The organism is Mesorhizobium sp. P2_D6 (assembly GCF_056404315.1).
In genome coordinates this window covers 274,417-300,710 of record NZ_JBFUEG010000006.1, presented here as the reverse complement: position 1 = coordinate 300,710, position 26,294 = coordinate 274,417, and the positions used below count along the sequence as shown (strand labels likewise).

At 63.6% G+C, this 26,294-nt stretch carries 25 protein-coding genes; 9 read left to right on the top strand and 16 right to left on the bottom strand.

Annotated elements, in window-relative coordinates; all coding sequences use genetic code 11:
* Positions 1-186 precede the first annotated feature (186 nt).
* A complete protein-coding gene (pepN, locus tag AC1D1L_RS15785) occupies positions 187-2,826 on the top strand; it encodes an aminopeptidase N (RefSeq protein WP_477342499.1) in 2,640 nt (879 codons plus the stop codon).
* Positions 2,827-3,135: 309 nt separating this feature from the next.
* On the top strand, positions 3,136-5,457 hold the full coding sequence (locus AC1D1L_RS15780) for a PAS domain-containing sensor histidine kinase (protein ID WP_477342498.1): 2,322 nt from the start codon (positions 3,136-3,138) through the stop codon (positions 5,455-5,457).
* Positions 5,458-5,711: 254 nt separating this feature from the next.
* On the opposite strand, the gene AC1D1L_RS15775 is transcribed toward AC1D1L_RS15780, so the two are convergent.
* From AC1D1L_RS15775 to AC1D1L_RS15715, 13 genes are all read right to left on the bottom strand, one after another.
* On the bottom strand, positions 5,712-6,185 hold the full coding sequence (locus tag AC1D1L_RS15775) for an EF-hand domain-containing protein (protein ID WP_477342497.1): 474 nt from the start codon (positions 6,183-6,185) through the stop codon (positions 5,712-5,714).
* 64 nt (positions 6,186-6,249) lie between these two features.
* On the bottom strand, positions 6,250-9,204 hold the full coding sequence (locus AC1D1L_RS15770) for a bifunctional [glutamine synthetase] adenylyltransferase/[glutamine synthetase]-adenylyl-L-tyrosine phosphorylase (protein ID WP_477342496.1): 2,955 nt from the start codon (positions 9,202-9,204) through the stop codon (positions 6,250-6,252).
* An 11-nt stretch (positions 9,205-9,215) separates the two neighbouring features.
* Positions 9,216-10,691, bottom strand: a complete 1,476-nt coding sequence (locus AC1D1L_RS15765) for a sensor histidine kinase (RefSeq protein ID WP_477342495.1) — start codon at positions 10,689-10,691, stop codon at positions 9,216-9,218.
* Between the two features lie 107 nt (positions 10,692-10,798).
* Positions 10,799-11,470 (bottom strand): response regulator transcription factor, encoded by a 672-nt coding sequence (locus tag AC1D1L_RS15760; protein WP_477342567.1) that lies wholly within the window; start codon positions 11,468-11,470, stop codon positions 10,799-10,801.
* A gap of 257 nt (positions 11,471-11,727) precedes the next feature.
* On the bottom strand, positions 11,728-13,281 hold the full coding sequence (locus AC1D1L_RS15755) for a Do family serine endopeptidase (RefSeq protein ID WP_477342494.1): 1,554 nt from the start codon (positions 13,279-13,281) through the stop codon (positions 11,728-11,730).
* A gap of 122 nt (positions 13,282-13,403) precedes the next feature.
* A complete protein-coding gene (locus AC1D1L_RS15750; protein ID WP_477342493.1) occupies positions 13,404-13,871 on the bottom strand; it encodes a cytochrome c-type biogenesis protein in 468 nt (155 codons plus the stop codon).
* Positions 13,868-15,859 (bottom strand): heme lyase CcmF/NrfE family subunit, encoded by a 1,992-nt coding sequence (locus tag AC1D1L_RS15745; protein ID WP_477342492.1) that lies wholly within the window; start codon positions 15,857-15,859, stop codon positions 13,868-13,870. The genes AC1D1L_RS15750 and AC1D1L_RS15745 overlap by 4 nt, the downstream gene beginning before the upstream one ends.
* Positions 15,859-16,302, bottom strand: a complete 444-nt coding sequence (gene ccmE, locus AC1D1L_RS15740) for a cytochrome c maturation protein CcmE (RefSeq protein ID WP_477342491.1) — start codon at positions 16,300-16,302, stop codon at positions 15,859-15,861. Before ccmE ends, AC1D1L_RS15745 begins: the two co-directional genes overlap by 1 nt.
* 3 nt (positions 16,303-16,305) lie before the next feature.
* On the bottom strand, positions 16,306-17,445 hold the full coding sequence (gene ccmI / locus AC1D1L_RS15735) for a c-type cytochrome biogenesis protein CcmI (RefSeq protein ID WP_477342490.1): 1,140 nt from the start codon (positions 17,443-17,445) through the stop codon (positions 16,306-16,308).
* Between the two features lie 88 nt (positions 17,446-17,533).
* Positions 17,534-17,977: a hypothetical protein gene (locus AC1D1L_RS15730; protein WP_477342489.1), complete on the bottom strand. Its 444-nt coding sequence runs from the start codon at positions 17,975-17,977 to the stop codon at positions 17,534-17,536.
* A 176-nt stretch (positions 17,978-18,153) separates the two neighbouring features.
* Entirely contained in the window at positions 18,154-19,575 is a 1,422-nt protein-coding gene (locus AC1D1L_RS15725; protein WP_477342488.1) for an ATP-binding protein, read from the bottom strand.
* Positions 19,559-20,224 carry a response regulator transcription factor gene (locus AC1D1L_RS15720; protein WP_352584881.1) on the bottom strand — a complete coding sequence of 222 codons (666 nt, stop codon included), beginning with the start codon at positions 20,222-20,224 and terminating at the stop codon, positions 19,559-19,561. Before AC1D1L_RS15720 ends, AC1D1L_RS15725 begins: the two co-directional genes overlap by 17 nt.
* 65 nt (positions 20,225-20,289) lie before the next feature.
* Positions 20,290-20,550, bottom strand: a complete 261-nt coding sequence (locus AC1D1L_RS15715; RefSeq protein ID WP_477342487.1) for a hypothetical protein — start codon at positions 20,548-20,550, stop codon at positions 20,290-20,292.
* 281 nt (positions 20,551-20,831) lie between these two features.
* On the opposite strand from AC1D1L_RS15715, the gene AC1D1L_RS15710 reads away from it, so the two are divergent.
* Entirely contained in the window at positions 20,832-21,218 is a 387-nt protein-coding gene (locus tag AC1D1L_RS15710) for an ester cyclase (protein ID WP_477342486.1), read from the top strand.
* Here the strand turns inward: AC1D1L_RS15710 and AC1D1L_RS15705 are convergent.
* Positions 21,215-21,622 (bottom strand): DUF3168 domain-containing protein, encoded by a 408-nt coding sequence (locus tag AC1D1L_RS15705; protein ID WP_477302443.1) that lies wholly within the window; start codon positions 21,620-21,622, stop codon positions 21,215-21,217. The genes AC1D1L_RS15710 and AC1D1L_RS15705 overlap by 4 nt on opposite strands.
* Before the next feature lie 280 nt (positions 21,623-21,902).
* Between AC1D1L_RS15705 and AC1D1L_RS15700 the strand changes: the two genes are divergently transcribed.
* Both AC1D1L_RS15700 and AC1D1L_RS15695 read left to right on the top strand, forming a co-directional pair.
* Complete coding sequence (locus AC1D1L_RS15700) at positions 21,903-22,118, top strand: hypothetical protein (RefSeq protein WP_477342485.1); 216 nt, start codon at positions 21,903-21,905, stop codon at positions 22,116-22,118.
* Between the two features lie 7 nt (positions 22,119-22,125).
* Positions 22,126-22,317 carry a hypothetical protein gene (locus AC1D1L_RS15695; RefSeq protein WP_477342484.1) on the top strand — a complete coding sequence of 64 codons (192 nt, stop codon included), beginning with the start codon at positions 22,126-22,128 and terminating at the stop codon, positions 22,315-22,317.
* A 23-nt stretch (positions 22,318-22,340) separates the two neighbouring features.
* Here the strand turns inward: AC1D1L_RS15695 and AC1D1L_RS15690 are convergent, their stop codons facing one another.
* Together AC1D1L_RS15690 and AC1D1L_RS15685 are read right to left on the bottom strand one after the other, a co-directional pair.
* Positions 22,341-22,607 (bottom strand): DUF1488 family protein, encoded by a 267-nt coding sequence (locus AC1D1L_RS15690; protein ID WP_112564165.1) that lies wholly within the window; start codon positions 22,605-22,607, stop codon positions 22,341-22,343.
* The gene (locus AC1D1L_RS15685; RefSeq protein ID WP_112564162.1) at positions 22,604-22,867 is read right to left on the bottom strand and encodes a hypothetical protein; all 264 of its coding nucleotides are present in this window, start codon (positions 22,865-22,867) and stop codon (positions 22,604-22,606) included. The genes AC1D1L_RS15690 and AC1D1L_RS15685 overlap by 4 nt, the downstream gene beginning before the upstream one ends.
* A 248-nt stretch (positions 22,868-23,115) precedes the next feature.
* Between AC1D1L_RS15685 and AC1D1L_RS15680 the strand changes: the two genes are divergently transcribed.
* The 4 genes from AC1D1L_RS15680 (at position 23,116) to AC1D1L_RS15665 (ending at position 26,211) form a co-directional block, all read left to right on the top strand.
* Positions 23,116-23,430 carry a co-chaperone GroES gene (locus tag AC1D1L_RS15680; protein ID WP_112564160.1) on the top strand — a complete coding sequence of 105 codons (315 nt, stop codon included), beginning with the start codon at positions 23,116-23,118 and terminating at the stop codon, positions 23,428-23,430.
* A gap of 59 nt (positions 23,431-23,489) precedes the next feature.
* Positions 23,490-25,118: a chaperonin GroEL gene (gene groL / locus AC1D1L_RS15675; RefSeq protein ID WP_477342483.1), complete on the top strand. Its 1,629-nt coding sequence runs from the start codon at positions 23,490-23,492 to the stop codon at positions 25,116-25,118.
* A 130-nt stretch (positions 25,119-25,248) separates the two neighbouring features.
* Positions 25,249-25,413 (top strand): hypothetical protein, encoded by a 165-nt coding sequence (locus AC1D1L_RS15670; protein ID WP_477342482.1) that lies wholly within the window; start codon positions 25,249-25,251, stop codon positions 25,411-25,413.
* Positions 25,414-25,851: 438 nt separating this feature from the next.
* Positions 25,852-26,211 carry an SPW repeat protein gene (locus AC1D1L_RS15665; RefSeq protein ID WP_477342481.1) on the top strand — a complete coding sequence of 120 codons (360 nt, stop codon included), beginning with the start codon at positions 25,852-25,854 and terminating at the stop codon, positions 26,209-26,211.
* The last annotated feature ends 83 nt before the right edge of the window (positions 26,212-26,294 follow it).

Genomic DNA, 26,294 nt, shown 5'->3' with positions numbered 1-26,294 from the left:
CATGCCGAACTTCGGTGTGACGGCGGTCATCAAGGCCTCGCGATGATGAAGGAAGGAGAACGCCGTGAAATAGGCATTGGCGCAGTTTTGTCGAGTGGCCGTTTCGTGTAAAGAGCGCGCAACTTCAGATTTTATGGGCCAGCGGACACATCAGCGGCCCCTATAACGACAGGGAAACCCCAGGGAATGCGAACCGATACCGGCCAGGTCTTCAAGCTCGAAGACTATCGCCCCAGCGACTTTTCCATTCCGCAAACTGGCCTGACCTTTCGCCTTTCGCCAGACGCAACGGGCGTCACCGCCGTACTGACGATCGAACGCCGCGATGGCGCCGCCGCCTCGGTGCCGCTGGTGCTCGACGGCGACGGGCTGCTGCTGAAGCGCATCGCCATCGACGGCCACGAACTCGCGCCGGTGGATTATCTCGCCACGCCGGACCAGCTGACCATTCTGAAGCCGCCGGCCCGCTTCGAGCTGCTGCTAGAGACCGAGATCGCGCCGGCCAGCAATGAGGCGCTGATGGGCCTCTACCGCTCCAGCAATGTCTATTGCACGCAATGCGAAGCCGAGGGCTTTCGCCGCATCACCTATTTCCTCGATCGCCCCGACATCCTGTCGGTCTACACCGTGCGCATCGAGGCAAGGCTGGACGAGGCACCGCTGCTGCTGTCCAACGGCAACCCGGTGGAAAGCGGTCCGCTCACCGATGGCTGGCACTATGCCAGATGGCACGACCCCTTCCCCAAGCCGTCCTATCTGTTTGCGCTTGTGGCCGGCAATCTCGGCCAGGTCGCCGACAGCTTCGTCACCCTATCCGGCCGCAAGGTCGAGCTCGGCATCTATGTCGAGCCCGGCAAGGAGGGGCTCGCCGGCTACGCCATGGATGCGCTGAAGCGCTCGATGCTATGGGACGAGCAGGCGTTCGGCCGCGAATACGATCTCGACGTCTTCAACATCGTCGCCGTCTCCGACTTCAACATGGGGGCGATGGAAAACAAGGGCCTCAACATCTTCAACGACAAATATGTGCTGGCCGATCGGGAGACCGCGACCGATGCCGATTTCGCCAATATCGAGGCGATCATCGCGCATGAATATTTCCACAACTGGACCGGCAACAGGATCACCTGCCGCGACTGGTTCCAGCTCTGCCTGAAGGAAGGGCTGACGGTCTTTCGCGATCATGAATTCTCCGCCGACCAGCGCTCGCGCGCGGTCAAGCGCATTGCCGAGGTGCGCACGCTGCGCGCCCACCAGTTCCCCGAGGACCAGGGACCGCTGGCGCATCCGGTGCGGCCGCGGCGCTACCGCGAGATCAACAATTTCTACACGGCGACCGTCTACGAAAAGGGCTCGGAAGTGGTGCGCATGATCCGCACCATCCTCGGGGCCGAAACCTTCCGCGCCGGCATGGATCTCTATTTCGAGCGCCATGACGGTGAGGCCGCGACGATCGAGGACTTCCTCAAGGTGTTCGAGGACGCTTCAGGGCGCGACCTGTCGCAGTTCGCGCTCTGGTATCACCAGGCCGGCACGCCGAACCTGACCGTCAGTTCGACGCACAATCCGGCCACGCGCGAGTTCACGCTCGAGATCGAGCAGTCGGTGCCGCCGACACCGTCGGAAAGCCGCAAGCGGCTTATGCACATTCCGCTCGCCTTCGGCCTGGTCGGCGCCGGCGGCGAGCCGGTCGCCTATGATGGTGTCGAGGGCGCCGCCGTCGAGGATGGCGTCATCCATATCCGCAAGCGCCGTCACATGGTGCGCTTCTCCGGCGTTGCCGAGCGGCCGGCAGTGTCGCTCAACCGCGGCTTTTCGGCACCGATCACGCTTTCGGTCGAGCAGAAGACCGACGACCAGTTCTTCCTCGCCGGCCACGACAGCGATGCTTTCGCGCGCTGGCAGGCGTTCAACACACTGCTCACCGATGCGCTGATAGCGGCTTTCCGCCAGATCCTCGGCGGCGCGAAGCCAGCCTTCACCGCCAGGCTGACCGGGCTTGCCGGCAAGATCGCCGGCGATGAGACGCTGGAGCCCGCCTACCGCGCGCTGGCGCTGTCGCTTCCCGGCGAGGCCGACATTGCCCGCGACATCGGCAGAAACATCGATCCCGACGCCATCTTTGCCGCCCGCGAGGCGCTGGCACTGGCAATCGCCCGCGCCAACCAGGGCGCCTTCGCCAATCTCTACGGCCACCTTGGCGATGACGGGCCATTCAGCCCCGATGCGGCAAGCACGGGACGGCGGGCGCTGCGCAACATCCTGCTCGACTATCTCTCGCTGCTGCCTGGAGGCGCCGAGTTGGCTGTCCGGCATTTCGAAGCCGCGACCAACATGACCGACCGCGCGGCCGCACTCACCGTTCTTGCTCATCGCCATGACGGGTCGCCCGAGGCGGTCAAGGCGCTGGTTGGCTTCGAGGCGCGCTATGGGGCCGATCCGCTGGTCATGGACAAATGGTTCCAGATCCAGGCCGCCGTGCCGGGACCGCGGACCGTCGAGCGGGTGCGCGCGCTGACCGGCCACGCGGCCTTCTCGATGGCCAATCCGAACCGGGTGCGCTCACTGGTCGGCACATTCTCCAGCGCCAACCAGACCGGCTTCCACCGCGCCGACGGCGAAGGCTACCGGTTTTTTGCCGAAACCGTGCTCGAGGTCGAAAAGCGCAACCCGCAAGTGGCCGCCAGATTGGCTACGGCGCTGCGCTCGTGGCGCTCGCTGGAACCGGGCAGGCAAGCCAAGGCCAGGGAAGCGCTGCTGGCCATCGCCGGTGCCGAGAACCTGTCGGCGGATCTGCGGGATATTGTCGAGCGCACGCTGGCATAAGGTGCGCTGATATTCAGGTGAGGCCGGCCTGCAAATGCCGGCCTCCTGCGCTTCCGGTGCTCAAGTACTTAAGTACGCTCCGCTCCGGTTCTCGGAACCCATCATTTTCGGCTCGGCCTGACCTGAATCTCAACACACCTTAGGTCGGCGCGAAGCACCACAGCCAGAAACGCCGTTATTTCAATCAATTTTTAATGTTTTTCGCCCGCGCCACTGGACAAGGCGAATCACCTTTGATTCTTTACAGACGATTCGGACGTGCGGTGTTGCCGGATCGTCAAGCGTACGGAAATTCGGGGAGTGCCATTTATGGCCAAGGCGGACGCGTGGGGCGCGCCCGAAGGGACGGCTTTTGAGCGGCGCAAGGCGCGAGGCGACGGCCTCGCCGGCAATACGCGGCTCATTGCTGAACCAGCCTACCGGCGGCTCCTGGCTGCCGAACCCCTTCTGCGTCGCTCGATACCGGCGCTCATCATCATCTTCCTGATCGTCATCGCCGCACTGCGCGTCCTGTCGCTGATGAACGAACGCGACGAGGTCGAGCGCGACGTCAAGGCAGTGCTGGGCCTGGCTGCCGGCCAGATGGCGAACGCAATCTCGGCCGATCCGAACGCGGCAGCCAGCAGCGCCATCGATCTTCTGGAAAGCACGAGCCGCCAAGGCGCCATGGGCAGAAGCCATGTGCTCGTCATCACCGACAGCGCGTTCAAGATCATCGCCGTGTCGCCGCTGTCGACCGGCTGGCAAGGGCGATCGCTCGACAGCCTGGTGCTGGACGGCCAGCCCCTGTTCATGTTCGGCGACCGCGCTGGCGTCATGGATGTCAGCATCGGCGGACAGGACTGGTACGCGGCGGTGAGCCTGACCCGCGACAGGAAGAACGCCGCCGCCGTGCTGGTGCCGCAGGAAGCGGTCTTCGACAGCTGGCGCAAAACCGTGTCGCTCAATGTCACGCTGTTCGTGCTGACGGCGGGTGTGCTGATCATCATCCTCTACGCCTATTTCGGCCAGGCATCGCGCGCCCAGACGGCCGACCGCATCTACCTCGAAGCCCACCAGCGCATCGACATGGCCCTGGTACGCGGCCGCTGCGGCCTGTGGGACTGGGACATGGTGCGCGGCAAGATGTACTGGTCGCGCTCGATGTACGACATGCTGGGCTACGAGCCCTGCAACTCGATGCTGTCCTTCGGCGAGGTCGACGACATCATCCACCCCGAGGACGGCGACCTGTTCGAGCTGGCCAACAAAATCGTCGAGCGCGAGATCGACCATATCGACCAGGTGTTCCGCATGCGCCACGCCGACGGCCAGTGGGTGTGGATGCGCGCCAGGGCCCAGGTGATCGACCCGGAAGCGCCTGAGATCCAGCTGATCGGCATTGCCGTCGACGTCACCGAACAGCGGCATCTGGCGTTGCGCTCGGAGGCGGCCGACCTGCGGCTCAGGACCGCGATCGAGAACATCAACGAATCCTTCGTGCTGTGGGATGCCGCCCAGCGCCTGATCATGTGCAATTCCAAATTCCAGAAGGACAACGGACTGTCGGACCGCGACGTCATGCCGGGCGCGGCGCGCGCCGTGCTGGAGGAGCGCATGCTGGCCTTCGCCTCGGAACGGCGGCTGGCCAACACCAACGGACCGCAAGGCGGCGCGACCTTCGAGCGGCAGCTCTCCGACGGGCGCTGGCTTCAGGTCAACGAATTGAGGACCAGGGATGGCGGCACCGTCTCGGTCGGCTCCGACATCACCCAGATCAAACTGCACCAGGAAAAGCTGGTCGACAGCGAGCGTCGGCTGATGGCGACCATCCACGACCTCAGCCTCGCCCGTCGGGCCGAGGAGGAACGCGCCAGCGAACTGGTCGAGCTCAACCGCAAATACATGAGGGAAACCGAGCGTGCCGAAGCCGCCAACCGGGCCAAGTCCGAGTTTCTGGCCAACATGTCGCACGAACTGCGCACACCGCTCAATGCTATCATCGGCTTCTCCGAACTGATGGAACAGGGCCTGTTCGGGCCGCTCGGTTCGCCACGCTACGAGGAATATGCCAACGACATCAACGGCAGCGGCAAATATCTGCTCGGCGTCATCAACGACATACTCGACATGTCGAAGATCGAGGCCGGCCAGTTCTCGATGGACCGCGAGGAAATCGATCTCTGTCCGCTGATTCGCGAGACGGTGCGCGTGATCTCGCTGCAGGCGGCGGAAAAATCGATCACGGTGGAAACCCGCATCGCCGATACCATGACCCTGTTCGCCGACCGCCGGGCCATCAAGCAGATCGCCATCAACCTTCTGTCGAATGCGGTGAAGTTCACCGGCCAGGGCGGCCATATCTCGGTGCGTGCCCGCAACACTTCGGGCGCGCTGGTGCTGACCATCGAAGACAATGGCTGCGGCATTCCGAAGGAGGCGCTGTGCAAGCTTGGGCGGCCATTCGAACAGGTGCAGAACCAGTTCTCCAAGAACCACGCTGGCTCCGGCCTTGGGCTCGCCATCTCACGCTCACTGGCCGAGTTGCAGGGCGGCGCGCTGAAAATCCGCTCGACCGAAGGCGTCGGCACCATCGTGTCGGTGCGCATCCCGGTGAAGAAGGCAGCGCCGTCGGTGAAGGCAGCAGCTTAGATCTTTGCGCAATCTTTGAAGGCTTGGCGGGACAGCGCCCCCCTCTGTCCTGCCGGACATCTCCCCCACTTGGGGGGAGATCAGCAGTTTTGACGCTCCGCTCATTTCTGCAACGCTGGCGATTTGGCGAAGGCGGTTGCGACAGCCAATCTCCACCCTCGTGGGGGAGATGTCCGGCAGGACAGAGGGGGGCGCGAAGGAACGAGACCTTCCAGAATCCGGCGGCTCTGCCGCCGGACCCAGATCATTCAACATCACTGCATGCTGTCGTCGCCGCCGTCCCATTGTTGGTGGCGGCCCATGCGGCCGTTCTTCGGCAGCTCGTTGCGCTCGATCTTGCCGTCATTGTTGCGGTCGAGCATGGCAAACACCTTCTTCTCGCGCCCGGTGATGTCTTCCGTGGTCAGCGTGCCGTCGCCCTTGGTGTCGTAGCGGGCGACGATGCGCTTGGCCATTTCCTCGAACCGCGCCTTCTCCAGCGCGTCGGCGAGCTGGGCGACGGTCAGCTTGCCGCCATTGTCGGCGACCAGCTTCTTCAGCCGTGCGTTCATGGCGTCGGAAAACTGGTCGAAGCTGATGGTGCCGTTGGAATCCTCCATCGCCTTGTCGAGGCGCATCATCGTGCCCTCGCGCATTCTGGCGCTGGCATTGTTCTCGGCATAGGCGGTGGTGCCGACGGCGCCGGCGAGCGCGACGAAGGCAAGGGCAAGTCCGGTTGTCTTTCTCATTGATATCTCCTGTTGCATCGTCACCCCCGATGCGATCCGAAACAGCCGTCAGCGCTTCACGCCCTCACGACCCTTTCGTACGAAGCAAAAGGTCGAAATCCTTTCTGACCTTTCGCGACGTTTCCTTGAGATGTGCTTCCAGCACACCGAAATCCGGCAGGTCAGTCACCGCCAGAAGCAGATCCGACAATCCCGGCGGAACGTCGTCACGTTCGAATGCGCCGGTAAGGCAAAGCCGCGTCATCTGGGTCAGCGCCAGATAGAGTTGATAGGCTTCGCAAAGCTGCTGCCTGACATCGGCGTCGGCGAAATCCGGGGCCAGATGTGACAGGATTTCGCCGGTGGCGGTCAGCCTTCCGCCGGCTTCGACCTGGCCGGTGATGACCGCCACCTGCGCGATGAATTCGAGGTCGATGAGGCCGCCGGGGATCAGCTTGATGTCCCAGAGGTCGCGCGGCGATTTTTCCTTCTCGATCAGCGCGCGCATCTCGGATGCCTCGGCCTTCACCTTGTCGACATCGCGCGGCAAGGCCAGAAGTGCCGCCACCTCGGTTTCGACCTCGGCGCACAGTGCCGCGTCGCCGCCAACGGCGCGGGCCCGGGCCAGCGCCAAGTGCTCCCAGGTCCAGGCTTCCTGGCGCTGGTACTTCTTGAAGGCGTCGACATGGGTCGCCACCGGCCCTTTGTTGCCGGACGGCCGCAAGCGCAGGTCGAGTTCGTAGAGCACGCCCTCGGCGGTCGGCGCAGAGACGGCTGCGATCAACCGCTGCGTCATCCTGGTGTAGTAGTGCGACGGCGCCAGCGGCTTGTCGCCGTCGGACTCGTCCGCGTCAGCGTCGTGATCGTAGAGCAGGATGAGGTCGACGTCTGAGCCGGCCGTCAATTCGCGGCTGCCGAGCTTGCCCATGCCGAGCAGCGACACCGTGCCGGCGGCGATACGGCCATGGCGGAGTGCGAATTCGGCCGTCACTGCCTGCAGTGCGGCGTCGATGGTGAGGTCGGCGAGGTCGGAAAAGGCGCGGCCAGCACGGCTCGGAGTGATCGAGCCGGCGAGCAAGCGTACACCGATCAGGAACTTCTGCTCGGAGGCAAAGATGCGCAGACGGTCGAGCACGTCCTCATAGGCCCTGTCGCCTTCGATGAAAGCCGCAAGCCGCGCCGACAGATAGGCGCGGTTGGGAAGTTCGTTCAGCAGCGCCGGATCGAGCAGACCGTCGAAGACATGCGGGCGCTTGGTGATGATCGCAGCCAGCCGGGGCGCGGCACCCATGATGGTCGCCATCAGCTTCAGCAAAGCGGGATTGGACTGCAGCAGCGAAAACAGCTGGATGCCGGCGGGCAGACCGGCGAGGAATTCATCGAAGCGCACCAAAGCCTTGTCGGCCCGGCGCGTCTGGCCGAAGGCTTTGAGCAGCGCCGGTGTCAGTTCGGTCAGCCGCTCACGCGCTTCAGCCGACTGGGTGACGCGGTAGCGGCCGAAATGCCAGCCGCGAATGACGCGGCAGATGTCGCTCGGCCGCTTGAAGCCGAGCCCGTGCAAGGTCCGCAGCGTGTCGGGATCGTCGACATCGCCGGTAAAGACCAGATTGCCGACGCCTGCCGACAATTCCGGAGCTGTCTCGAACAGCGCAGCGTAATGGCGCTCGACTTCCTGCAAAGCCGCGCGAAAAGTTTCGGAAAATTTGGCGGCATCGGCAAAGCCCAGCATATGGGCGACGCGTTCCAGCCCCTCATCATCGTCGGGCAGGATGTGCGTCTGCTCGTCGGCGACCATCTGGATGGCGTGCTCGACGCGGCGCAGGAACCAGTATTGGCGGGTGAGCGTGTCGCGGGCATCGGCGGTGATCCAGCCGCGCGCCGCCAGCGCACCCAGCATCGGCACGGTCTCGCGGCCGCGCAGCTCGGGAAAACGGCCGCCGGCAATCAGCTGCTGGGTCTGGACGAAGAACTCTATCTCGCGAATGCCGCCACGGCCGAGCTTGACGTTGTGGCCCTTCACCGCGATCTCGCCATGGCCCTTGTGGGCATGGATCTGGCGCTTGATCGAATGGACGTCGGCGATCGCCGCATAGTCCATGTATTTGCGCCAGACATAGGGCTGCAGCTCCCGCAGGAACGCTTCGCCGATGGCGAGATCGCCGGCCACGGGGCGCGCCTTGATCATGGCGGCGCGCTCCCAGTTCTGGCCGCGCGCCTCATAGTAGCGAAGTGCTGCCTCGACCGGGATCGCCAGCGGCGTCGAGCCGGGATCGGGGCGCAGCCTGAGGTCGGTGCGGAAGACATAGCCGTGCTCGGTGCGGTCCTGCAGGATGCGCACCAGCCTGCGTGTAAGGCGCGCAAACAGCTCGGTGGCATCGAGCGGATCGACGATCGCCGGCGCTTCGGGATCGAAGAAGACGACGAGATCGATGTCGGAGGAAAAATTCAGTTCATGGGCGCCGAGCTTGCCCATGCCGAGCAGGATCCAGCCGGACTGCTGAGACGGCTTTTCGGGATCCGGCAGTTTGAGCTTGCCCTGGCTGTGCGCCTCGCGCAGCAGGAAGTTGACGGCAGCACGGCTGCAGGCATCGGCGAGATCACTGAGGCGGCGCACGGTGAGTGCGGTCTCGGCCTCTCCGGCGAGATCGGCGAGCGCGATCAGGAAGTGAGCTTCCCCCTTCCACTGCCTGAGCTCCATCATCAGGCTCGATTCCGAAACGGTCTCGGCAAAGGCGGCCTTGCCGATGGCGTCGCTAATGCTGGTCAGCCTGGCCTCGACACTGGCATCGAACAGCGCGTCGAGAATTTGCGGCCGGCGGCGCGTGACATCGCGGAGGAAGGGCGAGAGGTCGAAGACGGCAGCGAGGAAATCCTGGGCGGCGCCCTTGCCCGCGAGGAATTTCGCCAGCCGCGGCAGGTTGTCGTCCTCGGCGTCGCCAGCGACCTCCGACAGTTCACGCCGGGCGCGGCTCTCGTCCAGCGGCGCAAGTTGCGCTGCCAGCTGCAGGTGCCATTCTGTCTCGATCGGTTTCGCAGCCATTCTCACCGCCATCAATGTTCCTCCCGTACCGGGAAACTCATGATAACGGACAATCCAGGATTGGCGGGCAGAAGTTCAAGCCGGCCATTGTGGAACGTCATGATCGCGTTGGCGAGGCTGAGGCCGAGGCCGGACCCCGGCTGCGAGCGGCTCTTTTCCAGCCGCACGAAGCGCTCGGTCGCCCTCGCGCGATCAGCGTCATCGGGAATGCCATGGCCGTTGTCGGCGACGGAAAGCCGGATGTCATGGCCGACACGCTGCAGCGCAACGCGCACGGCCGGCTTCTCAGTTGCGTCGGTCGAGTATTTGATGGCGTTGTCGACGATGTTCGACAGCGCCTGGCCGATCAGCTCGCGATTGCCGTTGACTGTGAAATCCCCTTCCACGGAGGTCTCGAGTTCCACGCCCGCCTCCTCCGCCACCGGCTCGTAGAGCTCGACGACGTCGCGCACGGCGGCGGCGAGATCGACTTTGCTGGTGCTTTCCGAGGAATAGCCGGCCTCCAGTCTGGAGATCATCAGGATGGCGTTGAAGGTTTTTATCAGCTGGTCGGACTCGGCGATGGTGCCTTCCAGCGCCTGCCGATAGTCGGTGGTCTTGTGTTTGCCCGAAAGCGTGGCCTCGGCGCGGTTGCGCAACCTGGTCAGCGGCGTCTTCAAATCATGGGCGATGTTGTCGGAGACCTGCTTCAGGCCTTCGTTCAGCGTCGCAATCCTGGCCAGCATTGTGTTGAGGTTTTCCGACAGGCGGTCGAATTCATCGCCGGCGCCAGTCACCGGCAGCCGTCCCGTGAGGTCGCCGCCCATGATGCGGCGGCTCGCTTCCGAAACGCTGTCGATGCGCTTCAGCGCCGCTCGGCCGACAAAGAACCAGATCAGCAACCCGCCCAGGCCCATCATGCCCAGCGCCAGCATCAGGGCGCGGCGGATGACGGCACGGAAGCGCTCGGGTTCGCCGAGGTCGCGGCCGACAAGCATGATCATCTGGTTGGGCAGCCTGAGCACCAGCGCGATGGCGTTGTGGCCCTTCTCGCCTTCCACCTGAATTTCGGTCTCGCCGGGCTGCGCCCCGTTAGGGTCGGCAGCCTGATTGCGCTGCCGCTCGAGCTCGCCCTCGCCGAAGCGCCGGTAGGAGAATGGCTCGGTCGTCCAGCCGTCGGTCTCGAGCACGCCCGGCTCCAGGCTCTGCACATTGCCGGTCAGGATCTGACCGTTGGCGTCGGCGATCAGATAGAGGTTGGCGCCGGGCTGGCGCGAGCGCTGCTCGACCACGCGCACCAGCACCGGCAGGCCGCCGCGCTGATAGGCGCGTGCAAGGCCGAGCACCTCGTCATTGATGGTTTCCTGCGTCTGGCCGGTAAGCATCCGCGCCGACAGCGACGTCATGTAGAAAACCAGCAGGACGGCGCACAGCGCAAAAAGAAGAAAATAGAGCGCCGAAAGCCGCGCCGCCGTCGTCCTCATGATGGCCGGCAGGGAAAGGGCCATGGATGTCTAGATCATGATGAGATTTGGTTGAAATCTCATCATGACCTACCCCTTTGTTGGAGCATGATCTTTTCCAAAAACCGGTACCCACTTTTTGGGATCATGCTCTAGCTCTTCAGCATATAGCCGGCGCCGCGGACGGTGTGCAGGATCGGCTTGTCGAAACCCTTCTCGATCTTGCCGCGCAGCCGCGAGACATGCACGTCGATGACGTTGGTCTGCGGATCGAAATGATAGTCCCAGACATTTTCGAGCAGCATGGTGCGCGTCACCACCTGGCCGGCATGGCGCATCAGATATTCGAGCAGGCGGAACTCGCGCGGCTGCAGCGTGATCTCGCGCGCCGCGCGCTTGACGGAATGGGACAGTCGGTCAAGCTCGAGATCGCCGACCCTGTACATGGTTTCGGCTTCTCTGGCGCTGGCGCGGCGGTTCAGCACCTCGACGCGGGCGAGCAGTTCGGAAAAAGCATAGGGCTTCGTCAGATAGTCGTCGCCGCCGGCGCGTAAGCCGGTGACCCGGTCATCGACCTCGCCCAGCGCCGACAGGATCAGCACCGGTGTGGTGTTGCCCCGCGAGCGCAGGCCGGCGATGACCGAGAGCCCGTCGCGGCGCGGCATCATGCGGTCGACGACCATCACGTCATAGTCGCCGGCATCGGCCAGCGCAAAGCCGGTCTCGCCGTCGCCGGCGACATGGGCGGTGTGCCCGGCCTCGCCAAATGCCTTCTGCATATAGTCGGCCGCCTCGCGATCGTCTTCTATGACGAGAATCTTCATAGAGCCGTTATACGCGATTTCGCTGGAAGATTGAGGGGCCGCCATGAGCGTGAAAAGCTTTCGTTCAAGCATGTCGTTATCCCAAAACCGCCGTGCACTTTTGGGCGACATGCCTTGCTGTTAGAGCGGCAGCGGGCGATGGGGGCCCGCTGCCGCCGGGGGCAGAACACGATGACTGACTAACGCGTTCGGCCCCTTGCTTTCCCGTGCGGCGGCTCGGGGGTGTTGAAACCGCCGCACTGGAAAAGTGTTCGATGTCAGCCCTTGGCGACCGGAAGCGCGACGAAGCGGTTCGAGTCATCGCGGGTGATCTGCATCAGCACGGCCTTGCGGCCGGACTTGACCGCATCGGCCATCGCCTTGGCGACGTCCTCGGTGCCGTTCACCTCCGTCGAATTGACCGAGGTGATGACATCGCCGGGCTGGATGCCGCGGTCGGCGGCATCGCTGTCGGGGTCGACATCGGTCACCACCAGGCCCTTGCCGTTCTCCGACTTGGTGACGGTGAGGCCGAGATCGGCCAGCGCGGCCGGCTTTGCCGGGGCTGCGGGCTGCTGCGGGTCGGCCGAGGCCTGCTTGTCGGTGGACGGCAGCGTGCCGAGGTCGACCTTGATCGTCTCGCTCTTGCCGTCGCGCCACACGGTGACGTCGACCGACTTGCCGGGCGAATAGGCGCCGATCAGGCGAGCCAGTTCCTTCGGCGATGCGACGTCCTTGCCTTCGACCTGGGTGATCACATCACCGGCGGTGATGCCGGCCTTCTTGCCGGGACCGCCGTCCTGGGCGCTGGAGACCAGAGCCCCGTTCTGCGACTTCAAGCCCAGCGATTCGGCGATATCCGACGTGACCGGCTGGATTTCGACGCCGAGCCAACCACGCTGCACCGAGCCGCTCTTCATCAGATCCTGCACCACCTGCTTGGCGGTCGAGGCCGGAATGTCGAAGGCGATGCCGACGCTGCCGCCCGAGGGCGAGAAGATCGCGGTGTTGATGCCGACGACCTGGCCGTTGAGGTTGAAGGTCGGGCCGCCCGAATTGCCGCGGTTGACCGAAGCGTCGATCTGGATGAAGTCGTCATAGGGACCAGCGCCGATATCACGGCCACGGGCCGAGACAATGCCGGCGGTGACAGTGCCGCCGAGGCCGAACGGATTGCCGACGGCAACCACCCAGTCGCCGACGCGAACCTTGGAATCATCGGCGAAGTCGACATAGGTGAACTTGCCGACGCCATCGACCTTGAGCACGGCCAGATCGGTACGCGGATCGGTACCGATCAGCTTGGCGTCGAGCTCCTTGCCGTCATTCATCACCACGGTGAAGGCCGAGCCTTCCTCCACGACATGGTTGTTGGTGACGAGATAGCCGTCATCGGAGATGAAGAAGCCGGAGCCCTGCGCCACCGGGCGCGGCTGGTCGTTGTTGTGGTCGCGATGGCTGAAGCGACGGTTGCCGCCGCCCTGGCCGTTCTGATCGCCAAAGCCGCGGAATTGCTTGAAGAACTGGCGCAGCTGCGGATTGTCGGGCAGGTTGTTCATGCCGTCCGGATCGTCGGACTGGTCGGAACCGTCATCGGCGGCAGGTTCGATCTTGGCCTTGACCTTGACGCTGACCACGGCCGGCGAAACGCGCTCGACGATATCGGCAAAGCCCGGCACCTGCGGCGCTTCGACCCGCACGGCGTCAGCCAGAACAGGAGCCGTGCCGGTGGCGACGGCACCGAAGCCGATGGCGCCGGCAATGGCGAGCGAGGCGGCGGCTGCCAACAGGCGTTTGCGGGTGCGGGAATATGAATTGGGGGCAATAGACATGGATCTGTATCCTCTTTTCACTGGATGCGGCTCAGGCAGAGCATCCTCGGACAAGAGGAATAGAGAGGCGCACATTACGGCGCCATTTCCGAAGCATGAAAGTTTTGTAATGTTGGCGCTGTTCAGTCGCGCCGCAGGATGGTGTCCAGCGCCGCCTGTTCCTCAGCGCTCAGCGCCTTGGTTGCCAGCGAGCGGCGGGAGCGTGCGGTCAGCACGATGAAAATGCCGCCGACCAGAAGCAGAAGCACGGGCGTGCCCCACAGCAAGGCGTTTCGGGGGCTGAAGCGCGGCTTCAACAGTACGAACTCACCGTAGCGCGACACGATATAGTCCATCACCTGCTGGTCGGTATCGCCGGCAACCAGGCGCTGGCGCACCAGGATGCGCAGGTCCCGGGCAAGGTCGGCATCGGATTCGTCGATCGACTGGTTCTGGCAGACCATGCAGCGCAGGCCGTCCGATAGAAGCCGCGCCCTCGCCTCGAGCGCGGGATCGGCGAGAACCTCGTCGGGTTTCACTGCTTGCGCTGCGCCGGCGAACAACAGCGTCAGGAGCAGGACGAGCGAGGCCAGCGAGAACCTGGTGCTCACGGCAGGCCTGCCGATGGCATGGCAGCTGTCGGCTTGCGGCGGCGCGAGGGCGCGCCGACACGCAGGCGGCGGTCGAACAGCGACATTGCCGCGCCCGCCATCATCACGAGAGCACCGCCCCAGATCAGCGTCACCAGCGGCTTCCACCAAAGGCGCACGACGACCGAACCGTCGGTGCCCTCGTCGCCCAGCGACAGATAGAGCTGGCTGAACCCGATCGTCTCGATGCCGGATTCGGTCGTCGTCGTCTGCCGCACCGGAAAGAAGCGCTTGGCCGAGGTGATTTCAGCCGCAATGCCGCCATCGGCGCCGATCAAGGAAAAGCGGCCGCGGTCCTCGCTGTAGTTCGGGCCCTGCGCGGGATAGAGCCCTTCGAAGCGCAGCGTGTGGCCGGAGAGTTCGACGCTCTCGCCGGCATGCATCGACAGGATTTTCTCGGTGCCGAAGCACAGCGTGCCGACAATGCCAAGCGTCGTCAGCCCGAGGCCGAGATGGGCCAGGGCGGTGCCGAACACCGAACGCGGCAGGCCGGCGAAACGGCGCAGCATGATGGCCGACGACACATTGCCGAAGCCGGATTTGACGGCAAGGTCGGTGAGCGCGCCGCAGACCAGCCAGAAGGCAAGGCCGACGCCAAGAGCGGCGAACACTGATGCGCCGTCGATGAACAGGCCGGTGACTAGCATCGCCAACAAGGCGGCGGCGAAGGCGACCATCAGGCGCTGAGCGACCGCATAGAGGTCGCCGCGCTTCCAGGCGAGCAGCGGCCCAAAGGGGACCAGGACCAGCAGCGGCACCATCAGCGGGCCGAATGTCAGGTTGAAGAACGGCGCACCGACCGAGATCTTGCCGGCCGAGAGCGCCTCGACCGCCAGCGGATAGAGCGTGCCGACCAGCACGGTGGCGGTGGCCGTGGTCAGGAACAGATTGTTGAGCACCAGCGCGCCTTCGCGCGAGATCGGGTGGAACAGGCCGCCAGCCGTAAGCCTGGAGGCGCGCAGCGCAAACAAAGCCAGCGAGCCGCCGATGAACAACGTCAATATGCACAGAATGAAGATGCCGCGCGTCGGATCGGTGGCGAAGGCATGCACCGAGGTCAGCACGCCGGAGCGCACCAGGAAGGTGCCGAGCAACGACAGCGAGAAGGTGAGGATGGCGAGCAGCAGCGTCCAGATCTTGAGCGCCGAGCGCTTCTCCATGACGATCGCCGAATGCAAGAGCGCGGTGCCTGCCAGCCACGGCATGAAGGAGGCGTTTTCGACCGGGTCCCAGAACCAGAAGCCGCCCCAGCCAAGCTCGTAATAGGCCCAGTATGAGCCCATGGCGATGCCGCCGGTGAGGAACATCCAGGCGACCAGCGTCCATGGTCGCACCCAGCGCGCCCAGGAGGCATCGATGCGGCCTTCGATAAGGGCCGCGACCGAGAAGGAAAAGCAGATGGAGAAGCCGACATAGCCGAGATAGAGCAGCGGTGGATGGATGGCGAGGCCGAGGTCCTGCAGGACCGGGTTGAGATCGCGGCCTTCGATCGGCGCCGGATTGAGCCTGATGAACGGGTTGGACGTCACCAGGATGAACAGGAAGAAGGTAGCGCCGATCGCCCCTTGCACGGCCAGCACAGTGGCGCGCAGCGTTGCCGGCAAATTGGAGCCGAAGACGGCGACCAGCGCGCCGAAGAAGGTCAGGATGAGCACCCACAAGAGCATCGAGCCTTCGTGATTGCCCCAGGTTCCGGTGATCTTGTAGATCAGCGGTTGCAGCGAATGCGAGTTTTCCCAAATGCTGGCCACCGAGAAATCGGAGCTTGCATAGGCGCCGGCGAGGGCCGCGAACGAGAGCGCGGTCAGCGCGAAGCCGGTGACTGTGACCGGGCCGCCTACAGCCATCAGCCGCTGATTGCCGGTGCGGGCGCCGATGAGCGGCACCAGCATCTGCACCAGCGACAGCGCGAAGGCGAGGATGAGCGCGAAATGTCCGGTTTCAACCATTACTCGCCCTTGCTCTCCTGCCACACGCCCTTGGCCTTCAGCCCGTCGGCCACTTCCTTGGGCATGTAGCGTTCGTCATGCTTGGCCAGCACGCTGTCGGCGACAAAGACGCCATCCGTTCCGAAGCTGCCCTCGGTGATGACGCCCTGCTCCTCGCGGAACAGGTCGGGCAGGATGCCAGTATAGGTGACCTTGACCGATTTGTGCGTGTCGGTCACCGAGAACGCAACCGTCGCGCCCTGCCCGCGCACGACCGTGCCCTTTTCGACGAGGCCGCCCAGCCTGATGCGCTGTCCCGGCTCCAGGCTTGCGGTGGTCAGGTCGGCAGGCATGTAGAAATAGGAGGCCTTCTGGCCGAGCGCATAGAAGGTCAGTCCGGTGGCGGCGCCGAGGAAGGCGAGGCCTCCGATGATCACGGACAATCGCTTCTGCTTACGCGTCATGCCCTACTCCCTCGCCGTCAGGCCGAGCGAGGCGGCAAAGGCGGTGAATTTCTTCGCTTCCTCACTGTCGGCGCCAAACACGGCAATACCGCGATGCAGCGCGTCGCGCGCCTGATCGGCCTTGCCCAGCACCACATAGGAACGAATGAGCCGCATCCATCCTTCCGTGTCGCGCGGATTTTGTCGCAGTTTTTCGTCGAGACCGGCGACCATCGTGTCGATCATGGCCTGCCTGTCCTGCGGCGCCATCGACGTGGCAGCATCGACCGCTGCTGCATCGGGGCCTTTTGCTGGCTCTCCTGACGCGACGCTGCGGTTGGCGGCCTCGGCCAACGCCTGTTGGACAGCGCCCCGCCAGGGCGAATCCGGCGGCAGGAGTCCGAGCATTTTCTGCCAGGCCGCTGTGGCTTCCGGTATGCGGCCTTCCTGCGCCAGCGCCATCGCCAGGTAGAAGGACGCTTTCGGGTTTGCCGGATCGAGCTTCAACGCCTGCTCGAAAGCCGATTGCGCATCGGCCGAAACGATGCCGCCGGCCGCATTGGCGATCGCTTCGCCGAGCCCGGCCTCGCGGGCAGCCGTGTCGCCATCGAGGCGGATGGCGTTGCGATAGGCGGTCACCGCATCGGAAAAGCGCTGCAGGCGCAGATAGATCGGGGCCAGCACGTCCCAGCCGCGTCCATCCCCAGGGTTGGCGGCAAGATGGGCCTCGGCGCGCGCCACCAACTCGTCCACTGAACTGTCGGCCGGGTTCTTGGCCAGCCGCTCGGCAAGCGGCTGTGACGGCAAATCGGGCGAGCCGAGCTGGCTGTACAGGCCCCAGCTGAGCAGTGGAACCAACAGCACTGCTGATGTCGCCACCAGCCTTGTCGCCCTCGACGGCTGCCGCGACGTCGGCGCATCGGCTTGACCGACATCCCCCAGGCGAAGGATGCGGCGGGCGATTTCGGCACGCGCCTCCTCGGCTTCCGCCGGCTGGATCAACCCGCGCGCAGCATCACGCTCGAGCTCGGCCAATTGGTCGCGATAGACTTCAAGATCGTGGTCGTTGCTGGTCGAAGCGCCCTTGCCGCCGCCGGTCAGCGGCAGCAGCACCGCCAAGCTTGCACCCAGCGTGAGGATTGCGGCTATGACCCAGAACAGCATGGTTCTTCCAATAGAGCGAGAGCCCTGCTCTCACAACATGAGGGTGCTGCGACGCTTTGACGGGAGGCCGATCCCGTCAGCCGAACGGTCAGGTCAGCGGCGTCCAGCTGCCGTCAGCGTTGCGGCAGGCGGTGCCACGCGCGGTCTGGCCGGCCGTGCCGGTAAACACCGTATGGGTGTACTGGCGGCAGTCCTGTGAGCCGACGCGATAGGGTTGGGCCGCGACGACTTCCCCGGAATGGGCCGAACTGTCGCTCTTCCACGTCACCTTCTGGCCGCTCGCCGTGTATTCGAGCGCCTTGTATTCCGCCTCGAGCGCCTTGCGCTTCTCGGTCTCGCTCAGGCCACTGCCGATCGATCCGCCGACGAGCCCGCCAGCCATGGCCGAAATGATCGTCGCCGCGACTTTAGCCCCTGAAGGAGGCGACGCGGGGGGGTTGGTGATGGAGATATCCGGGCCGCCGCCCTTGCTCAGGGTTCCGCAGCCGGAGAGAGCGAGCAGTGCGGAAACGAGCGCAACGCGAATCTTCATGCCTACAACCAGTTTTCTTGAACGGGATGCGCTGGGGGGCCGCGTCATCGGGGATATCTGGAGGCCATACTATTGATATTTGTCGGAAATTTGGCCGTTTTTAACGGCTTTTGTGCAATCGATGGGCCGCCATAACACAGGCATTCGGCCATGTCGATTGGCTCCCGGGAAGAGCATCATGGAAGGCTGCGCAGGCGCACTATCGCCTTCAACCCGCCCATGGCGGAGCGGTCCAGTGCAAGCGCGCCGCCGTATTCGTTCACAAGGTCGGCGACAATGGCAAGTCCGAGCCCGGTGCCCGGCTTGGTCTCGTCGAGGCGCCGGCCACGTTTCAGCGCATCGCGCGCCTTGTCCTCGGGAATGCCTGGACCGTCATCCTCAATTGCGATCTCGAACAAGCCGGCGGCGCCGGCCGGCGTGATGGATACGGCAACCGCGCTCCTTGCCCATTTCATCGCATTGTCGAGCAGATTGCCAAGCAGTTCCTCAAGATCTTCACGCTCGCCGGCAAAGACAATGTCGGCCGCCGGCAGCGCAAGCGACAGACTGACATCCGGCTTGAGTTTTTGCAGCACGCGCACCATGCGCTGGACCAGCGGCGTCACCGGCGTACGGTAGACAACGCTGTCGCGCTGCGCCGCGACCCGGGCGCGCTGCAGATAATGATCGACCTGCTTCTGCATCGAGGCGGCCTGGTCGGCGATGAGCTGGCCCTTGGCGCCGCCAAGCGCCCGCCCCTCATTGATCAGCACGGCGAGCGGCGTCTTCAGCGAATGGGCGAGATTGCCGACCTGCGTGCGTGAGCGCTCGACGATGCGCTTGTTGTTTTCGATCAGCGCATTGGTCTCGTTGGCGAGCGGCTCGATCTCGGCGGGGAACTTGCCGTCGAGCCGCTGCGCCGTGCCCTCGCGCACTAAAGCAAGCGCGTTGCGAACCCGGCGCAAGGGCTGCAGGCCGAGCAGGATGGCGATCGCGTTGATGGCGATCATGCCGACGCCGAACAGGCTGAGATAGGTCAGCAGGCGGCCTTGGAAGGTGGCGATCTCCTGCTCGAGTTCGGTCTTGTTGCCCATGACGCGAAAGCGCGCGGCGCGGTTCTTGGCGTCGAGGACGAATTCGCTTTCGAACACCTGCAATTCCTCGTCGCCGATGCCGTCGGTGGAATAGCTGCGCTGGAAACTGGAATTGAAAGGCACCTCGGCGACGGTCGGAGACGGGATCGTCGTGGTCATCGAGGACGAATGAAGGTTGCCATGCACGCCTTCGGAAGCCGGTTCCACCGACCAGTACCAGCCCGAATTCGGCTCCGAGAAGCGCAGGTCGCCGAGGTCGGGAGCGCCGGTGAGCTGTCCGGACTCAGAAACGCCGACGGAGCCGATCAGGTTGAACAGATGCGCCGACAAAAGGCTGTCGAAGCCACGCTCGCTGGCCTGGCGGTAGAGCGTGGTGATCAGGGTGAAGATGACGATCAAAGTGAGGATCGCCCAGATGGTGGAAAAGCCGATGACGCGGAAGGCCAGCGAGCGCGGCCAGAGCCGTGCTGAGAAAGGCTTCCTTGCTGGTATGGGGAGCGGTTCCGCCTTACGCCTCCGGCTCACGCATGCGATAGCCCATGCCGCGCACGGTTTCGATCATATCGATGCCCATCTTCTTGCGCAGCCGGCCGACGAAGACCTCGATGGTGTTGGAATCGCGGTCGAAATCCTGGTCGTAGAGATGCTCGACCAGTTCGGTGCGCGACACCACCTCGCCCATATGGTGCATCAGATAGGCAAGCAGACGGAATTCATGCGAGGTCAACTTCAGCGGCTGACCGTCGACATCGGCCTTGGAGGCCTTGGTGTCGAGGCGCAGCGGCCCGCAGGTAAGCTCGGACGAGGCATGGCCGGCGGCTCGCCGGATCAGCGCCCTCACCCGCGCCAGAACTTCCTCGATGTGAAACGGCTTGGTGACGTAGTCGTCGGCGCCGGCATCGATGCCGGACACCTTGTCGCTCCAGCGGTCGCGTGCGGTGAGGATCAGCACCGGCATCTTGCGGCCGTTGCGTCGCCAGCGCTCGACGACGCTGATGCCGTCCATCTGCGGCAGGCCGATGTCGAGCACGACGGCGTCGTAAGGCTCGGTGTCGCCGAGGAAATGGCCCTCCTCGCCGTCATAGGCGCGGTCGACGACATAGCCGGCATCGACCAAAGCATCGGCTATCTGCCGGTTCAGATCCTTGTCATCTTCGACAACGAGTACGCGCATGATCGGTCAGGCCTGTTGAGGTCTCAGATATAGGCCGATTCCGGCGGCCTGGGAAACGGTGGGGGTCAGTTCGCCGGGACGACGATCTCGGAGCGGCGCGGACGCTGACCGTCCTTGCCAGGAACGAGCACGACGATAACGCAGACCTCCTGGCCGCCACGCGTCGACTGCGAGGCCTTGGCCAGCGTTCCGCCATTCTGCTCTGCAACCTGCTGGCCGATCGCGTAGCAGTCGGCGGCGGCGGCCGGCGTCGCCTGCGAAGCCAACACGCCGGCGATACCAAGCGCCAGTGCCGCGGTTCTGAAATGGGAGCGAAGCGTTTTCATGGTCGGCGTTGTAACGCAACTGTGCTGAACGTGAAATGAACGGTGAGCGGTTGAAAATCCATCCCCGCAACACCCCCTGCGCGCGAAACGAATGAATGCAATCATGCCGCCCAGATCCCCTCAGACCGGGCGTGCGATTCATAGCCGGAAAACCGGCAGCGCGGCTATGTTTTTTGCCAGCTGGTTCTCAAGTCGTAGGTGGATCGGGAACAGGTCAAGGCGCGACCATTCTCAGAGGCGCCCTAATTAGCGTAGGGAACGCCAAACCATCGGAGTGCGCCATGACGGATAATGACCTTGCCGACCTTTACCGGGGCTACATCGCCTGCCTGAATGCCCAGGACTGGGCCAATCTCGGAAGGTTTGTCGGCAATGAAGTTCAGCACAATGCCGAAATGCTCGGCCTGTCAGGCTATCGCCGCATGCTCGAAGGCGATTTCGCGGCCATTCCCGATCTCAGTTTCAACATCGAACTGCTGGTCTGCCAGCCACCGCGCGTGGCGGCGCGCCTGCATTTCGACTGTCATCCCAAGGGAATGCTGTTCGGCCTGCCGGTGAACGGCAAGCGCGTGTCGTTCGCCGAGAATGTTTTCTACGAATTCGCAGAGGGTCGCATTCGCGAAGTGTGGTCGGTCATCGACAAGGCCGAGATCCAGGCGCAGATTTAGGTGGCGCTTTGCGTGATGGCGCGTATCCGCAGCACCCCGTGATGGAGCGCCAAGTCCTCGTCGTAGCGCGCCTCGGCGAATTCCAGCGACAGGCGTGTCTGGTCGCGCGAGCCGGTGGCGAATGCAGCGCCGTCGAGGCGCGCCCGGATGCTGTCCATGATCAGACGCGTCTCGGCCTCGCCTTGCGCCTTCGACCAGACATGCAGCGTGATCAGCTGGTCGTCATCATTGTCGGCGCCGGTGTCGAGATCGAACGCGCTGGTCCTGCCATACGTGACATAGGGGAAAGCGGCACTGTCTGCCGCCTGCTCGCGCAACCCGGCGCCGCCGAGCAGCGCCGTCAGCGAGGCGTCGCTCTTCAATCTCATGAACAGGGCTTGCAGCAAATCGCCGGGCGCCGTCATCCTCGTCTCCGTTCGCCTGTCTCTCCTAAGAGCATGATGTCTTCAGAAAACCGCTTCACACTTTTCAACATCATGCTCTGGAACAAACCTCATGCCGCCAGCAGTTTCGCGCGCAACCTAACTGCGTTGCACCGGTTTCGCCAGATGACGACCGGCCCGACGCAAGTTGCGAATCGGGCGGCATGGCCGTTTCACGGACCGGTTTCTATTTGGCATGCAGGGAGTTTCAAGAAGGGTGTTATGAGGAGGGCTGTTTTCTCAGACAATTCGAGGTCATTTCATGCGAACGCCATCGCTGCTGCCGGCTTTTGGAAAGCTTGGCGTCAAGCCCGCGGTCGCGATTGCGGCAGCACCCACCCCGTCGAAGGGCATGAATGCCATGGCTTTGCGCATGCGGGAGGTTCTTTCCGTGCATGGCGGCCTCGTCTTGAAGCTGTCGGTGCTGGTCTGGACGATCCTGATCCTGGCGGCGGCATTTTTCATGTCACGGGCCTGACGCCGCGATGGCAAACCGCTACGCCTTGCGCATGGACGAGCCCGAAAGCTGGACCATCTTCGACATCTTCACCGGCCAGCCTGTCGAGCTCAAGCATCAGGTCATGGTGGACATGACTATACGCGATGCGGAAGCGATGGCCGACCGCCTGAACAGCCGGGACGTCAAGCGGCGGGCAAAAGCGGACCGCAAATCCTGATCCAGGTCGATCGCAGCCGGGAGCTAACTGAAATCCGCGGCGGTGAGCACATATATGCTCTTGCGGGTGCGCGCATAGGCCTTGCTGGCGATGTCATGGATGGATCTGGACGCCGTATCGAAGGCTGCCAGATAGGTGGCTTCCGAGGTCGCCGTCCCCGACGGCGCCTTCGAGATTGCATCGGCGGCGACAGAGAAGGAAATCTGGAACATGCCGTCATGGCCGACAAAGCGGATGCGCTTGCCGGCCTCGTCATAGCTGCGGCTTGGATTGGGGAATGTCAGGCTCATGACTTGGCTCCCTTGGGTGCGGCGGCAGCCTTCTTGACTGTCGCCCGCTTCTTCTTCGGTGTCGGGTTCAGGGCTTCCTCAACGCGGTCGGCTTCTTCCTTGGCCAGGCGCAATCCCCTGAGCCTTGCGGTCTTGATCTCCCTGGCTCTGGCCTCGGATACGTAATCGGAGGTTGCCTTGTTGCGCTCGGCCGTCTTCTTCTGCTTGTCCATGAAGCGGGCCTCAGCTTTTTCCATGATGCTCTGATTGCCGTCGGCCATCGCTTAAATCTCCCTTGTGCCTGAAACCGTTGAAATGAAACTTTCCATATAAATAGTCGCTTTGGCGCAGAAATTCAATTTTTTGAATTATTTAGACGGATCGCGATATCTGGAAATCCACAGGCCACATAATACTTTTTAATATTTTGAGCTGCCCGCGAATAATTTTTGGCACTCCTATCTATCGAGTGCCAACGCGCCTATAAGAGCGGTGTGGCCGCCTGTGCAGGCCCCAGAAAGAAGTTCTCATGAAGTTTCGGCCACTCCACGACCGCGTCGTCATCCGGCGCGCCGAAGGCGATACCAAATCCAAGGGCGGCATCATCATTCCCGACAATGCCAAGGAAAAGCCGCAGGAAGGCGAAGTCATCGCCGTCGGCCCCGGCGCACGCGACGAAAACGGCGCGCTTGTTCCGCTCGACGTCAAGGCAGGCGACTTGATCCTGTTCGGCAAATGGTCGGGCACCGAGGTCAAGATCGACGGCGAGGACCTTCTGATCATGAAGGAAGCCGACATCATGGGCGTTATCGAAAAGGCAGTCGAAGCCAAGAAGGCCGCCTGACGAAGCGCCGCGCATCTGCGCGGTGACGGTCCACTCCAAATGCGAACTGGATGAAAAAAATGTCTGCCAAGGAAATCAAATTCTCCACCGACGCGCGCGACCGCATGCTGCGCGGCGTCGAGACCCTCAACAACGCGGTGAAGGTCACGCTCGGCCCCAAGGGCCGCAACGTCATCATCGACAAGGCCTATGGCGCGCCTCGCATCACCAAGGACGGCGTCACCGTCGCCAAGGAAATCGAGCTTGCCGACAAGTTCGAGAACATGGGCGCGCAGATGGTGCGCGAAGTTGCTTCGAAGACCAACGACCTCGCCGGTGACGGCACCACCACCGCCACGGTGCTGGCCGCCTCGATTCTGCGCGAAGGCGCCAAGCTCGTTGCCGCCGGCATGAACCCGATGGATCTCAAGCGCGGCATCGACCAGGCTGTCGCCGCCGTGGTCAAGGACATCAAGGCGAAGGCCAAGAAGGTCAAGTCGTCGGCCGAGATCGCCCAAGTCGGCACCATCGCCGCCAATGGCGACGCCACCGTCGGCGCCATGATCGCCAAGGCGATGGACAAGGTCGGCAATGACGGCGTCATCACCGTCGAGGAAGCCAAGACCGCCGACACCGAACTCGACGTCGTCGAAGGCATGCAGTTCGACCGCGGCTATCTCTCACCCTACTTCGTCACCAATGCCGACAAGATGCGCGTCGAATTGGAAGAGCCCTATGTGCTCATCCACGAGAAGAAGCTCGGCAATCTGCAGGCGATGCTGCCGATCCTCGAAGCGGTGGTGCAGAGCGGCCGGCCGCTGCTGATCATTTCGGAAGACGTGGAGGGCGAAGCGCTGGCGACGTTGGTCGTCAACAAGCTGCGCGGCGGCCTCAAGGTCGCGGCCGTCAAGGCGCCAGGCTTCGGCGACCGCCGCAAGGCGATGCTGGAAGACATCGCCGTGCTGACATCGGGGCAGATGATTTCCGAGGATCTCGGCATCAAGCTGGAAAATGTCACCATCGAGATGCTCGGCCGCGCCAAGCGCGTTCTGATCGAGAAGGACACCACCACGATCATCGACGGCGCCGGCACCAAGGCGACCATCCAGGCGCGGATCGCCCAGATCAAGGGCCAGATCGAGGAGACGACGTCCGACTATGACAAGGAGAAGCTGCAGGAGCGGCTGGCCAAGCTCGCCGGCGGCGTTGCCGTCATCCGCGTCGGCGGCGTCACCGAGTCGGAAGTGAAGGAAAAGAAGGACCGCATCGACGACGCACTGAATGCGACGCGGGCGGCGGTCGAGGAAGGCATCGTGCCCGGCGGCGGCGTGGCGCTTCTGCGTGCCAGGTCGGCGCTTGCCGGACTGACCGGCGCCAATGACGATGTGACGGCGGGCATTTCGATCGTGCTCAGGGCACTCGAAGCACCTATCCGCCAGATCGCCGAGAATTCCGGTGTCGAAGGCTCGATCGTCGTCGGCAAGCTCTCCGACAGCAAGGATCACAATCAGGGCTTTGACGCCCAGAACGAGACCTATGTCGACATGATCAAGGCCGGCATCGTCGATCCGGCGAAAGTGGTGCGCACCGCACTGCAGGATGCCGGCTCGATCGCAGCGCTTCTGATCACCGCCGAAGCGATGATCACCGACGTCCCGGCCAAGGATGCAGCACCCGCGGGCGCTGGCGGCGGCATGGGCGGCTACTGACCCGTCGCCTGAAAGGCCCGCCCGGGAAAGCCGGACGGGCGTAAACAGAACAGCGGCCGCCGGGGCATTTCCCCGGCGCGCCCAAGGATTTCCGTCAGTCAGCAGTCAGCAACGACAGGGAGATCGATAGATGATCAATTTCGCCCCGAAGCCAAATGCTGTGCCCGCGACCAAGCCGGCCGAGGAAAGCCGCTTCGATCGCATTCGCCGGCTTGCCGCCGACAAGCAGAGGCAGACCGATGCCGGCACGATACGCCGCGAACCACCGAAGACCGGCGACAAGCGGCCCATGTGAGGCGCGCGCCGCGTTCCCTCAAGAGGCCGGCACGCCCTACGTGCCGAGGATACCGGTGACCGGCTGCGCCAACACCCACGCCGGGGCGCCTGTCGCCTTCACCGTCGGGCGCAAGCCGGGCCGAAGCCCTCCAGGAGGCGAAGGAAAGCTTATCGTCCAATCCAGCCTCGACTGGACCATCATGCGGCCACCCAGGCTGGGCAACGGCGCCGCAACCGGTGAGTTCCACCACGGCGATGGCATTCGGGCGGGTCAGCATCCTGCGCTGAGGCCGGGGCTGCCTCGACCCTGTTCGGTGTATTGCGCTATGAATTCGCAGCCATCGGCCGCCCTGGGGCAGGTCCTTGAAGGTCATTTGAAGCGTAATTATATCAACAACTAAGCGTGCGGTGCACGCGAAACGTAGTGCTTTGGTCAAGCTTCTCTATGGAGGTTGTCATGGCCAATAAACTCATGGAAGGAAAACGTGGCCAGGATCTGATTAATCTGATCCTTGCCGTTTGCCTGTTCGTCTCACCCTGGATAGTCGGCTTCGCCGCTGAAACCACTGCCGCTTACAACGCCTGGATTGTTGGCGTTGTGCTCGGTGCGCTGGCTTTCGCGACGCTTTCCGTATTCGCCGAGTGGGAAGAGTGGGTGAATCTTGCTCTCGGGCTCTGGCTGATCGTCTCGCCCTGGCTGCTTGGTTTTATGGCGAACGCAAACGCAATGGGAACCCATGTGGTTCTTGGCGTGCTGGTGGTTCTCGCATCGGCCTGGGCAGTCTGGGACGTTCATCACCCGCACGCGCATGCGTGATCGGTGACGACAAAGGAGGGGCCCGGCGCGTGAGCGGCGGGCTCCGCTGATCGCTGAGAGCGATGCGCCGGCCCGTGAGCCAG